Below are 12,655 nucleotides of genomic sequence, written 5' to 3' on the forward strand. Positions count from 1 at the left end.
TGGCCGGCAGCCGCCAGGTATACTCAATTCAACGGAGCCGTGTGCCCCGAATTTACTGTTGCTGGTCAGCGCAGGCCTGCCACGAGGCCGTCGTAGGTGGGCTTGCGCTGCTCGGTGTCGTCGATTTGTACTTCACTTTGGGAAAACCGCTTTCATAGGGAGAGTTTCGGGGAGGATAGTTACTGGCAAAAGCTACCGGACCAGGCGTTTGGGTTTGGGTTGAAGCCGCTGCATAGCTGCCGCGTAGCGCTGGCCCATCAGCCGAGCCGAAGCGGCATTGAAGTGGGTCTGGTCGCCGATGTGGGCCGTGCCCTCGGCCGAAACGTAGCCGTAGTGCCGTACCGAGCGGCCCAGCCGGGCCACGGTGGTATTGAGGCGGCGCGCGGCTTCGTTGGTGCGGGGCTGGCCGAGGCTGTCGGGCTTTACAATCTGAAAATCGGGGAGCTGGCCGGCCACGAACGGCACCTCGGGCAGTTGCAGATCCTGACGGAAGCGGGCAATGAGGGCGGTTAAGTGTTGGGCATAGGCGGCGCTGCCGGCCGGGTTGCTGTCGGCTTCGCCCTGGTGCCAGATGATACCGGCCAGGGTGCCGGCCTGCATGGCGGTTCGGGCCCGGCGAATGGCGTCGTCGTAGGGGTTGGTTTTGGTGGCCGGATAAAACGCGCCCGGCTGCCAGAAGCTAATAGCCGAGCCACCCACCGCGCACGGTATCAGGCCGATAACTACGCTGGTATCCTGGGCGGCCAGGGCCCGGCCAAAACTCAGGCCCGGCCCCACGCCGGCCACGCTCTTGTCGAAATGCACCGGGTCCTGGGCGGTTTCCCACTGCCCGGCCGCATTCAGGCGCAGTACCCGGCGGTTGGGTACGGTGTCCTGGGCCTCCACCACACCGCGCCCGGCCATGTTCGACTGTCCCACGAGCAGGTAGAGCCGAAATTCCTCCTTATGCGCCGGCGGCACGGCCAGTTCCCGCCGCTTCGGGCGCAGACTTTGCGCCCCGGCCGAATCGGTCAGCAGAGCAGCAACGCACAGTAGCAGGAGGAGGGCGCGGAGCATGGTGTTAGGGTTTGGGCTGGCGCTTGTCGAAGTAGTCGGCCAGCGGGTACATCTGCTGGTTTAGCTCGCGCATCTTGTCGAGCAGGGGCGTGTAGGGCGCAAGGTAGTTGTCTACAATGCCCTTGTTGGCGTTGGTGTTCGAGGGCTCGGCGCCTACGATGGTCGGGTCGTTGTCCTGGTACTTAAACCAGTGCCAGCCCACGCAATTCTTTGATTCGAGCAAGCCCAAGGTGAAATTCTGGTAGAACAGGCCCCGGTCGGCCTGGGTCTTCACCACCCAGCCCGCCCCGGCCGTGTTGGCCAGGCCCGGCGCGTCCTCGCCCTTCACGTACCACTCCGTCACGATAAAGGGCTTGCCGGCCGACTCTTCCCACTCGCGCACCCAGCGCGGCTCGGGCGTCCAGTTGTTGTAGTAGTTGATGCTCACCGCGTCGAGGTACTTGCCGGCCACCCGCATCAGCTCGGGGTAGTAGCGCTGGGCCCCGTGGAAGCGGCAGCCGAGGTACATGTGGTTGGGGTCGTACTTTTTCATGGCCTTGGCCACGATGCTGAAGTACCGCTCGGCGGCAAAGGCCAGAAAGTCCTGGCGGTGCTGGTCGGTAATGGTTTCGAGGGTGATATTCTGCTCGTCGGCCCACTTTTTGGCGGCCTGGTAGCCGGGCTCAGTGGTCGGCAGCTTGAGGTAGCCGTCGAGGTTTTTGCGCAGCAGCGGCATCTCGTTGTCGGAGAAGTAGCCGAACAGGTTCTTGTCTTTCCGGTACTGGGCCAGCTGCTTGGCGTGCTCTTCGGCAAACGCCTCAAAGCCGGGGTCAAACACGAAAATCACGTCGTTGGGGTAGCCTTTGTGGCCGGGCTGTACAAAGGTGCCGCCGCGCTTGTCGCCGTACTTGCTCATGAAATCCAGGTTCACGGTGTAGGCCAGCGGCTTGTCGGCCCGGGCGTTTTCCTCCCTGATTTCCTTCGTTGCCGACCACGCCCCGGCTCCGTTGAAGCCGTTTTCGATGAGGAATTTGCGGGTGCCCGCCATCCAGCCGGCCCGGTCGCCGAATTTGTCCTTGAGCGCCTTTTGGGTGCGCTCCGAGCGGCCGGGCTGCACGTCGTTGGGAGCGTTGTGCAGAAAGTAGTAGCCCTCGGGGTCCACGGCCCACCAGCGCCCGGCTATTTTCTCAACGTGAAAGTAGCCCGTGGCCTTGGTGCGCCGGTCGAGGCGGCCGCCGTACTTGCTCAGCTTCACCGTGGCCGGCGCGAAGCCCCGCAGCTGGGCAATGGTGCGCGTGGGGTAGCTTTTGTACTCCGAAAAGCCCGCCTTGCCGTCGGTGGTGGAGTTGTTGATGGTCTTTTTAGCCGCCACGCGCAGCGTGTACTCGGTGGTGTCGAGCTGCTGGGCGTGGGCGGCGGTGAGGGTGAGCAGGAGCAGGGCGGCCAGCACCCCACCCCCGGCCTCTCCCCTCCGGGAGAGGGGTGCGTTCAATGTATTTAGCATAAAGTCGTCTGGCACCCCTCTCCCGGAGGGGAGGGGCCGGGGGTGGGGTGAATTTCTATTTCCCGTCGTATTTCCGGGCCATCTGCCGGTAGTATTCCTGCAACACGTAAAAGGCTTTTTTCTTCGTGCCGGTGCTCGAAATCAGGCCTTTGCGGTTGAAACCGTTCTGGTACACCGGGTGCTGGCGGCGGGTGGCCCGGAAGTCGGCCAGAATCCAGGGCGTCATGCCGCGCAGGCCCGGAATGGTGCTCAGCATCTTGAGCTGGTTTACGTAGAGCGCCTCCTGGTATTCCTCGCTCCAGCGGGTTTCGGCGTCGCCGTGGTAGCCGGCCAGCGCATCGCCGCCAAACTCGCTGATCATCACCGGCTTGTTGTACTTGATGTCGAAGGTGTACTTGGTGATTTCGCTCGGCTTACCGCCCCAGTACCAGCCGGCGTACTCGTTGAAGCTGGTCAGATCCAGAAACTCGCCCAGCGGGTCGTCCACGTGAATCACGTTGTCGGGGGTGCGGTGCAGCTCCAGAGCGGCCGAAATCAGGCGGGTGTCGTCGAGGCTGCGAGCCTTCTGGGCCAGGCTGCTCATAAACTTCAGGCGGGGCGCCCCCAGCGGGGTTTCGTTGCCAATGCTCCACACTACGATGCTGGCCCGGTTTTTACCCATCGAAATCAGGTCCGAAAGCTGAGTTTCGGCGTTCTGGTAGGTAGCAGGGTTTTCCCAGGCAATGGTCCAGTACACGGGCACCTCGGCCCACACCAAGAGGCCCATTTCGTCGGCCAGCTTGAGCATGGTTTCGTTGTGGGGGTAGTGGGCCAGACGCACGTAGTTGCAGCCCAGCTCCTTGGCCCAGGTCAGCAGCATCCGCAAATCACCCTCACCCCGGGCCCGGCCCGGAATCAGCGGGTTTTCGTCGTGCATCGAGATGCCGCGCATATAGATGCTCTTGCCGTTGAGCAGAATGTCCTGCCCCTTGGTTTGAATGGTGCGGAAGCCGATTTTGTCCTGCACCGCGTCCGGGCCGCTGCTTAAACTTACCGCGTATAGCTTGGGGCTTTGCGGCGACCAAAGCTTCAGCTTTTTGGCCGGCAGCGCGAAGGTGGCGCGGCCATCGGCGTCGGTCTTCACGTTCTGTTTGAGGCCCGCCTCGCCGATGGTCAGCGTCACGGTCTGGCCAGCTTTGCTGTCGCCACCGAGCTGCACGTAGCCGGCCAGCTGGCTGGCGTCGTTGCGGGCCAGCTGCACCTTGTAGTCGGTTATAAACGTGGCGGGCGTTTCGGCAATAAACACGTCCCGCGTGATGCCGCCGTAGTTCCACCAGTCGGTGTTGATGGTGGGCACTTCTTCGGGGCGGCGGGTATTGTCGGCCTTCACCACCACAAAATTGTCGCCCGAGGCGCTGAGCTGGCTGGTCACGTCGTACTGAATCGGGGTGAAGCCGCCCTTGTGCATGCCCAGCTTCTTGCCGTTCAGATAAATGTGCGACTCGTAATTAATGGCCCCGAAGTACAGAAAGTACCGCTTGCCGGCCGCCGGCTTCAGCGTGAAGCTCTTCTTAAACCAGATGGTGCCTTCGTAATACAAAAGCTTGGGGTCCTGGGAATTCCAGTCGCCGGGAATCTGCATCGTGGCCGACTTGTCGAAGTCGTACTCAATCAGCTCGGGCTCTTGCGAGTTGCTGGGCTTCTGGTTGTCATAGTAGCCGCCCTTGCCGCTTTTCGACTGGTCGAAAGCCTCGCGGCGGTAGTCGTAAAAGCCGTTCTCGTAGGGGTCAATAATGTAGTTCCAGCTGCCGTTGAGGCTAAGCACGCGGCGAGCCGGGGCATTCTGAAGCAGGCTGGTCTGGGCCCGCAGCTGGCCGGCAAAGGTGCCGATAAGCAGCAGCGCCGCCGTCAGCAGCCGTAGGGAGATTCGGAAAGTCATTAAGGAAAGGAAAGAGTGAATTTGTGAAATTGAGAAGTTGTGAAATCGTGCGCTTGAGGCTCAATCCGCGCCAATGGCGCCAACAGAACGACAACTCACAATCTCACAACTTCACAACCTCACCACTTAGTTATAGCCCGGGTTCTGGGTCAGGATGGGGTTGGTCTGGATTTCCTGCACCGGGATGGGGAAGAGCAGGTCGTTCTGGTCGATGCGGACGGCGGAGTTGGCGCGGGTGAAGAAGGCATTCATCACCGGGATGGCACGGTCGGTGCGCACCAGGTCAAACCAGCGGTGCCCTTCAAAATTCAGCTCCAGGCGGCGTTCCAGCTCCAAGCGGTTGCGCAGGGTTTCGCGGGTGGTGCTGGCCGGCAAATCCACAGTGGCGTTGGGCGTGTTTACCGGCAGGTTGCGCGAGCGGCGAATCACCTGGTTGATGGCCGTCAGGGCCGGGGCGGAGGGGCCGGTGGCTTCGTTCACGGCTTCGGCATACATCAGCAGCAAATCGGCATGGCGCAGTACAATCCAGTCGTTTTCGGCATCAGTGGCGGCGGTGGGGTTGTCGATGTACTTGCGGGTGTAGTAGCCCAGCGTGGCGGCGGCTCCGGCGGGCAGCACGTAGGACGTAGTGGCGCGCACATCGGTAGTGCCGCTGGCCGTGAAGGCCGCAATCAGGTCGGTATCCACGGTGTTGAACTGCTGCCCGGTGAAGGCCGCGCCCAGCAAGGCCGTTGACTGGGCCGTGGTGTAGGCCGGCATAAACCAGGTAGTAAAGGCACTGCCCAAGCCCAGAGTGCCTTTGGTGTAGCGCGCCGCGAAGATGATTTCGCTGTTCATCTCGTTGCTGGTGGCAAACACGTTGGCGTAAGTAGCCTGCAGCGCGTAGGTGGTGCCCGTAGCCAGGGGCTGGAGCTTATCGGCGGCGGCCTGGTACTTTTTCTGGGTGAGCAGCACCTTGCCCAACAGCGTAGTGGCGGCGCCCTTGGTGGCTCGGCCCAAGTTGGCGCCGGTCTGGGCTACGGGCAGGTTCTTTTCGGCAAAGTCGAGGTCTTCCTCAATCTGAGTGTAGACCTCAGCCACGGGCCGGCGGCCAAATGGATAGGCCTCCGGAATGCTCTGAATTTCCTTGGTTACCAGCGGCACGTCGCCCCAGATGCGCACGGCGTTGAAATAGGCCAGCGCCCGAATGAAGCGCACCTCGCCGTAGTAGCGGTTGCGGGTGGCCTCGGTTAGTTTCACGCCCCCGGCCCGGCTCAGAATCAGGTTGCAGCGGGCAATACAGCGGTAGGTCGAGAGCCAGTAGCTCTGAATGTTGGGGTTGTCGGCGAAGAGCGAAAAGTCGTTGAACTCGTTGAGCCGCTCGCCCGAGGTAACAGTGTAGCTGTTGTCGGACGGAATTTCGCCGAAGATGAAGATGCCGCGAGGGCCGCCCGAGCGGCCGTACAAATCCTGCACCGAGGCATAGGCGGCCGTCACGCCATTGAAGATGCTCAGCGAGTCGGTGTAGCTTTCCGTGGTCGGGATGCGCGTGGGGTCGTCGAGCTCGATGAATTCCTTGGTGCACGAGCTGGTGCCCAGGGCGCCCAGACCAAGTACCGTGGCCATGCAGGCGCCGGTAACGATATTTTTGAAGTTGAAAGTCATGGTGGGAGGGGGAAGAGAGTTGTCAGTTGGTCGTTGTCAGTTGTCCGTTTGCTCTATTGGCTTCGATGGCCTGACAACGGACAACGACCAACTGACAACTCAGAATTAGAAACCAACCTGGAGGCCCAGCGTGAGGGTGCGGTTCATTGGGTACGATCCCTGGTCCACACCGTAAGTGGGGTTGGTCGTGTTGCCGTAGTTGTTGGCTTCGGGGTTGTAGCCCACGTACTTGGTGAAGGTGTACAGATTCTGCACCGAGGTGTAAATGGCCGCGCTCTGCAGGCCACCCTTCGCGGCCCAGCCCACGGGCAGGTTGTAGCGCAGCGTGATGTTGCGCACCCGCAGAAACGAGCCGTCCTGGATGAAGTAGGAGTTGAACTGGGTGCGTAGCGAGGTAGCCGAGGTGGCAAACGGGGTTTTGCCGTCGCCGGGGTTCTCGGGGCTGCGCCACCGGTCTACCAGCTGCACACGGCCGTTGGTCTGGCCCGGCGAGTTGAAGGTGTACCGGTCGCCGGCATAGAGTACGTCGTTGCCCTGCGAGCCCTGCAGCGTAATGGCCAGCGAGAGTTTCTTGTAGCCAAAGGTGTTTTGCAGGCCGTAGGTGAAGTCGGGGAAGGGGTTGCCGATAACGCCTACGTCGAGCGTGTTGATCTGGCCGTCGCCGTTCACGTCCTTGAATTTGAAGTCGCCGGGCTTCACGGCCAGGTTGCTGCCCGTCCACTTGGGGCTGTTGTCCACGTCGGCCTGGTTGAGGTAAATGCCCTCCTGCTGGTAGCCGTAGAACACGCCCAGCGGCTGGCCCGGCACCACCCGAATCGAGCTGGTGTAGCCAAACACGGCGTCGAAGGTAATCTGCTCATTAGCCCCAGCCAGGGCCAGCACTTGGTTGCGGTTCAGCGAGAGGTTGGCGGCGGTGCTCCAGGTGAAGTCGCCGTCCACGATGTTGGCCGTGTTGAGCTGAAACTCTAGGCCGCGGTTGCGCACTTCCCCCACGTTGGCCAACGCCCGCGCCGAGTAGCCCAGAATAGCCGGAATATTGCGGTTGAGCAGCAAATCGGTGGTGTTGCGCTGGTAGGCAGCCACCGTCAGGTAGATTCGGTCCCGGAACAAGCCCAGGTCGAAGCCGGCGTCCATCTGGGTGTTGGTTTCCCAGCCCAAGTTGCGCAGGGCCAGGCCGTTGGGCGAAAAGCCGTAGTTGCGGACGCCGGTGCCGGTGCCAAACACGTAGTTGGCCGCCGTCTGGTAGCTCTGGTAGTTGTAGTCGCCGATGTTGTTGTTGCCCGTCACGCCGAAAGAGGCGCGGAACTTCAGCTCCGAAATGGCCGGAATGGCTTTCACGAAGGTTTCTTCGCCGGCCCGCCAGGCCAAGGCTACTGAGGGGAAGGTGGCGTAGCGGTTGTCGGGGCCGAAGCGCGAGGAGCCGTCGGTGCGCAGGGCGGCCGTCAGGATGTAGCGCTCCTTGAAGGCGTAGTCGAGGCGGCCGAAGATGGACGTCAGGGCGTTGGCCGAGTACGAGGCCTGGCCAAACAGCTGGCCGGCGGCGGTGGCATACTCAATGTCGGGCGTGGTGTAGGTGCCGGTCTGGCCCAGCACGGTGCTGCCCTCGTTGGTGTTGCGCTGGGCCGAGTAGCCGGCCAGCAGGGTCACGTCGTGGTCGGCGCCGAAGCGGCGGTTGTAGGTAGCCGTATTTTCCCACACCCAGTTCAGGTTGGTGCTGTTGGCCTGCCGGGCGTCGATGTTGTTGAGAATCGGCGTCGAGAGGTTGGCTCCCGCGTTGTTCACGGTGCCCAGTGTGGCCGGCACGTAGATGGCGCGGCGGTTGTTGAGTAGCTCGGCCCCGAAGTTGGTGCGCAGGTTCAGCCCTTTAAGCACCTCAAAATCGAGGAAGGTGGAACCCAGAGCCCTCACCGAGCTGGTACGGTCCTTATACAAATCGATGGTAGCCACCGGGTTCAGCAGGTCGCCGGGCGTGGTTACGCCCGAGCCCGAGTTGCGGATGGCGCCGTAGTCGCCGTTGGCCAGCCGCACCGGAATGATGGGCGGCAGAATGAGGGCCGCCGTCACGATGGCCGTTTCGCCGCCCGGGCCGCCGCCCGAGATGTTGCCGCCGTTGTAGCTGCCCGAAATCGGCTTCACGTCGGTGCGCGAAAAGTTGGGGGCCAGGCTCAGGCCTATTTTCAGCTTTTTGCTGAGCTGGGCATCGTAATTGGCGCGCAGGGCAAACCGGTCGAAGCCGGTATTCTCAATCACGCCTTTCTGCTTAAAGTAGCTGCCCGAAATGTAGAAGCGCGACACGTTGGTGCCGCCCGAGGCCGAAAGCTGGTACTGCTGCTGGGAGCCGGTACCGAAAATTGCGTCCTGCCAGTCGGTGTCGGGCAGCTCGGGGGCGCCGGGCTGCAGGGTGGCCGGAATGGCGCGGGCGCCGTTGGTGAACGACTCGCGCAGGTACTCCAGGTACTGGTCGCGGTTCATGAGGTCCACCTTTTTGGCCACTTCTACCACGCCGGCGTTGGCCGTAAAGTTGAAGCGGGTTTTGCCGTCGTTGCGCCCCCGCTTGGTGGTCACAATCACGATGCCGTTGCCGCCGCGCGAGCCGTAAATGGCGCAGGCCGCCGCGTCCTTCAGAATCTGGATGCTGGCAATGTCGCCGGGCGGAATCTGGTTGTAGCTGTCGGCACTGTTGAGCGGATAGCCATCGACCACGTACAGGGGCGAGTTGCCGGCTGAAATCGAGCCCAGGCCCCGTACGCGGATTACGGCGCCCTGGCCCGGCTCACCGGAAGGCTCCGTAATCTGGGCACCGGCCACCAGGCCCACCAGGGCTTCGGAAGGCGACGACACCGGAATGAGCTCCACCTGCTTGGCCGAAATCGAGGAAATAGACGTGGCCAGCAGCTTTTTCTCCTGCACGCCGTAGCCCACCACCACCACTTCGCTCAGCGTCTTGTTGTCGGGCGCCAGGGCCACGTTCAGCGTTTCGCGGCCATTGAGCGGCACTTCCTGGGCCAAGTAGCCGATAAAGGAAAAAACCAGCGTGGCGTTGGCGTCGGCCGTTATTTTAAAGCGGCCGTCGGGGTCGGTCTGGGCGCCGTTGGAGGTGCCTTTCACCACCACGTTGACGCCCGGAATGCCGGCGCCTTTCTCATCCACGACGCGGCCCGTAATGGTACCGTCGGCCACGGTGGCGTGAATGGACACAGGCGTTGCAACGGTGGCAGCCACCACCTCGCCGCCGAGCCCAAGGCTAAGCACGGGCAGCAGCACCAGCGGCCGAGCCGCCCAGCGCAATGGATGATTGGGTAGAAAACGGGTCATAGATGTGGGAATTGTTGGTGGCAAAAACGGGTCGGAGCGCAGCGGCGGGGCCGCTGCCGGAATGCCGGGGCTGCCGCCCGCCGCAGCCCGTGGCACTGGCAAGGAATTCTACTATTGACTATGGGTGGCAACTCCGGCTTTGCGTGCCGGCAGCGGCCCGGAAGGGGGCGGTGGAAGAATAAGGCAAAGCCAGAGTTCAACTTTCTCCGGCCATTCTTTCCTCTGCTAAGTACCGGACATTTAGCAATGATTGCATCGGGTAAAGCCCGGTTTATCTACGCAAACGTTTGCAGTCAATTGCGAAATCGGGCTGGCTGGATGCTTGTTGGCCAGCCTCATCTGCCGGTCCCGGCCAAAGAATGCGCCAGCGAGGCATGCCCCGGTTTGGTACTCCGGCATTGCCCAAAATGCGTTAGCTTTACCAAGGCTGAGCTGACTCTTTTCCTCATCTTCCCCGAATTAAGCTCTACGAAAGCGTCTCAATGAATTCAGTTAATTTGAAGCGGCTTGCCCAGGAGCTGAACCTGTCGATTGCCACGGTTTCGCGCGCGCTGCAGGACAGCTACGAAGTGTCGGCCCACACCAAGGAGCGGGTGAAGGCGCTGGCGGCCGAGCTCAACTACGAGCCCAATGCTTACGCCAGCAGTCTGCGGCGCAACATCAGCAAAACCATCGGCGTCGTTATTCCCGAAGTCAACAACCACTTTTTCTCCCTGGCCATCAACGGCATCGAAGAAGTAGCCAGGCAGAGCGGCTACCACGTGCTCATCTACCTCACCCACGAAGACTACGACCGGGAAGTGGCCATTACGCAGTATCTCACCGGCGGCCGGGTCGATGGTATTCTGATGTCGGTAGCCAGTGAAACCCAGGAATTCGGGCACCTGCTGAAGCTACAGGCCACTAAGCCCGCCATCGTGTTCTTCGACCGGGTGTGCGACTCCATTGCCACGGCCCAGGTAACGACCAACGACTTTGAAAGCGGCTTCCAGGCCACCGAACACCTCATTCAGGCCGGCTGCCGCCACATTGCCCACCTGCTCGTGTCGGGCAACCTCTCGATTGGGCGCATGCGCATGCAGGGCTACCAGGCCGCCCTGCAGCAGTACGGGCTGCCCTTCGACGAAGCTCTGGTGCTCGACGGCAACGGCAACGACGAGCAGAATACGGCCCTCATTACCGCGCTGCTCACCGCCCGGCCCGAAGTGGACGGCATTTTCGCGTCGGTCGAGCGGTTGGCCATCAGCAGCTACCACGCCTGCAACGGCTTGGGCCGCGCCATTCCCGAGCAAGTCAAAATAATCAGCTTCTCCAACCTGGGCGTGGCTGCTCTGCTCGACCCAGCCCTGACGACCATCACCCAGCCTGCCTATGAAATCGGGCGGGAGGCCGCCAAAATCCTGCTGCGGGCCATCGAGAAGAAAAAGCCCATTCTGCCCACCCAAAGCTTGGTGCTGAAGTCGGAGCTGTTTGAGCGCCGCTCCACGGCCAAATAAGCCCGCCGTCTGCCCACGCAAACGGGCCACCGGCGCGCGGTTGCAGCCACGCTCCAATGACCCGTTGGGCAAAGCGGCTTCGCCCGGCCGCTACTCCTTCACCAGCTTCTGGCGCAGCACCCGGCCGTCGGCGGTAGTGGCCGTCAGCAGATACATGCCCCGGGCCAAACTGCTGATGTCGATGGGGGTCGTGGCTTCCGTTTGCCGTTGGAGCACGACTTGGCCCGCAAGGCTGCGCAAGGTGAGGCTGAGCGGGCCGGTGAGTCCATCGAGCGTAAAGCTGCGCGTGGCCGGGTTTGGGTAGATACTTACCAGCTCATGCTGGCCGGCGGTGGTGGCCATTACGGTAGCCGGGCGCTGCAGCACCGGGGCCGCGTCGTTGTCGTCGTAGTAGGTTTTCGACTCAAACGCGCCCGTGCTGGTGAGACGGTACAGAATGGTTTTGTGGGCCTCGATGGTACCGGTGCGCAGCTCCGCCGACACGCCGGCGTAGCCTTCCAGCTTGATGCGGGCCGAGGCCGAGCCGGCGTACTGGTTGGTGAGGGAGATGGTGTAGCTGCGGGCCGTGTTGGAGTTGTTCAGCAGCAGCACGGTGTAGCCGGTAGCGTCGCGCAGGCCCACGAATACCAGGTCGTCTTTGGAATAGGCGGGGTTGGTTTCCTGCTCGCCGGGCATGTAGTTGAGGCGCTGGTTTTCGCTCAGCATGGCAAAATGGTGCATGGTGGAGCGGCGCGTATTGTTGGTGTTGTAGAGCGAAAAGTCGCGCCCACCTTCCAGAATGCTCCAGGGCGTAACGCAAAAGGCTCTTTTCGCCAAGGCCAGCTTGGTCATGGTGGCTAGAAACTGCCCGGCCGTGAAGCCGCTCGGGGCCCACACGCTGCTGGCTTTGTCCTCGGTATTCACCTCCGTCACGGCCAGGCGCAGGTCGGTCCAGGTGTTGTCGATTCCGTCGCGCACGGTGTTCACGCCGTCGATGTAGCCCTGCACGGCATCAAAGCGGCCGGCCAGTTCCTGCTCGCGCCGGCCCTGACTGTCGTAGTAATGAAAGGAAAACGTGTCGAGCAGCGGAATCTTCCTCGTGCCCACGGTCACGTACTCGTCGCCCACGTCGTTGATAAACTTGGAGTAGTAGAGCGAAATGGGCAGGTCGTAGAAGTTGCGGAAGTCGCCGCCGATGATTTTACAGTTGTTGTCGGCCAGCTTCATCAGGCGGGCTATGGCCTTGAACCGGTCCCGGAAGGCGTAGAAGGAGAATCCGTCCACCGGCACGTTGTTGTTTACCCAGTCGGTCAGGTTCTGGCCAGTGCTGTCGGGCGTGGGGTCGGGCTCGTTGCCGATGGTGTAGTAGAGCACCCCGTTGGCCTTGAAGTAGTTTACCCAGGCCGTTACCTGGCTGTCGGTGAGGGTGATGGGCAGCTGCACCAGCGGTACGCCATTCAGGCTGTTTTTGACATACTGCACCGTCGGCAGCCAGTTTTCCTTCACGGCCCAGAAGGCATCCTTGTTGCGCCCATTGCCCCCGATGCGGTAGAAGTTGACTTTGGCCTGCTTCAGATTGGTGGTAATGGTGGCGTTGGGCTGACTGTACCAGTAGTTGATGCCGAAGAAATTGGCACTCACCGGCACGCCTTGCGCCGAGGCGCCCACCGAGGCCGCGCCCAGTACCAGCCCGGCCAGCCAAGGCCGTGCAACACGCGCCCGATTACGGGCCGCAGAAAGAGGAAACAGGTTTTTCATGAAGTG

Annotated in this window: 7 protein-coding genes; 1 reads left to right on the forward strand and 6 read right to left on the reverse strand. The window is 62.0% G+C overall.

What is annotated here, in order from left to right:
• Positions 1–192: 192 nt before the first annotated feature.
• The 5 genes from LGH74_RS01090 to LGH74_RS01110 form a co-directional block, all read right to left on the reverse strand.
• Complete coding sequence (locus LGH74_RS01090; protein ID WP_226170591.1) at positions 193–1,056, reverse strand: sialate O-acetylesterase; 864 nt, start codon at positions 1,054–1,056, stop codon at positions 193–195.
• 4 nt (positions 1,057–1,060) lie between these two features.
• Complete coding sequence (locus LGH74_RS01095) at positions 1,061–2,527, reverse strand: hypothetical protein (RefSeq protein ID WP_226170594.1); 1,467 nt, start codon at positions 2,525–2,527, stop codon at positions 1,061–1,063.
• 67 nt (positions 2,528–2,594) lie between these two features.
• Positions 2,595–4,457 carry a glycoside hydrolase family 2 protein gene (locus LGH74_RS01100; RefSeq protein ID WP_226170597.1) on the reverse strand — a complete coding sequence of 621 codons (1,863 nt, stop codon included), beginning with the start codon at positions 4,455–4,457 and terminating at the stop codon, positions 2,595–2,597.
• A 126-nt stretch (positions 4,458–4,583) separates the two neighbouring features.
• Positions 4,584–6,101: a RagB/SusD family nutrient uptake outer membrane protein gene (locus tag LGH74_RS01105; protein ID WP_226170600.1), complete on the reverse strand. Its 1,518-nt coding sequence runs from the start codon at positions 6,099–6,101 to the stop codon at positions 4,584–4,586.
• A gap of 105 nt (positions 6,102–6,206) precedes the next feature.
• Entirely contained in the window at positions 6,207–9,416 is a 3,210-nt protein-coding gene (locus LGH74_RS01110) for a SusC/RagA family TonB-linked outer membrane protein (RefSeq protein WP_226170603.1), read from the reverse strand.
• A 497-nt stretch (positions 9,417–9,913) separates the two neighbouring features.
• Between LGH74_RS01110 and LGH74_RS01115 the strand changes: the two genes are divergently transcribed.
• The gene (locus LGH74_RS01115; RefSeq protein ID WP_226170606.1) at positions 9,914–10,912 is read left to right on the forward strand and encodes a LacI family DNA-binding transcriptional regulator; all 999 of its coding nucleotides are present in this window, start codon (positions 9,914–9,916) and stop codon (positions 10,910–10,912) included.
• 90 nt (positions 10,913–11,002) lie between these two features.
• On the opposite strand, the gene LGH74_RS01120 is transcribed toward LGH74_RS01115, so the two are convergent.
• Positions 11,003–12,649 (reverse strand): T9SS type A sorting domain-containing protein, encoded by a 1,647-nt coding sequence (locus tag LGH74_RS01120; protein WP_226170608.1) that lies wholly within the window; start codon positions 12,647–12,649, stop codon positions 11,003–11,005.
• Positions 12,650–12,655 lie beyond the last annotated feature (6 nt).

The organism is Hymenobacter lucidus (genome assembly GCF_020447265.1).
Taxonomy (GTDB): Bacteria; Bacteroidota; Bacteroidia; order Cytophagales; family Hymenobacteraceae; genus Hymenobacter; species Hymenobacter lucidus.

Coding starts and splice junctions, on each gene's coding strand:
- LGH74_RS01100 (WP_226170597.1), bottom strand. CDS start 4,457: ATGACTTTCCGAATCTCCCTACGGCTGCTGACGGCGGCGCTGCTGCTT.
- LGH74_RS01120 (WP_226170608.1), bottom strand. CDS start 12,649: ATGAAAAACCTGTTTCCTCTTTCTGCGGCCCGTAATCGGGCGCGTGTT.
- LGH74_RS01110 (WP_226170603.1), bottom strand. CDS start 9,416: ATGACCCGTTTTCTACCCAATCATCCATTGCGCTGGGCGGCTCGGCCG.
- LGH74_RS01090 (WP_226170591.1), bottom strand. CDS start 1,056: ATGCTCCGCGCCCTCCTCCTGCTACTGTGCGTTGCTGCTCTGCTGACC.
- LGH74_RS01105 (WP_226170600.1), bottom strand. CDS start 6,101: ATGACTTTCAACTTCAAAAATATCGTTACCGGCGCCTGCATGGCCACG.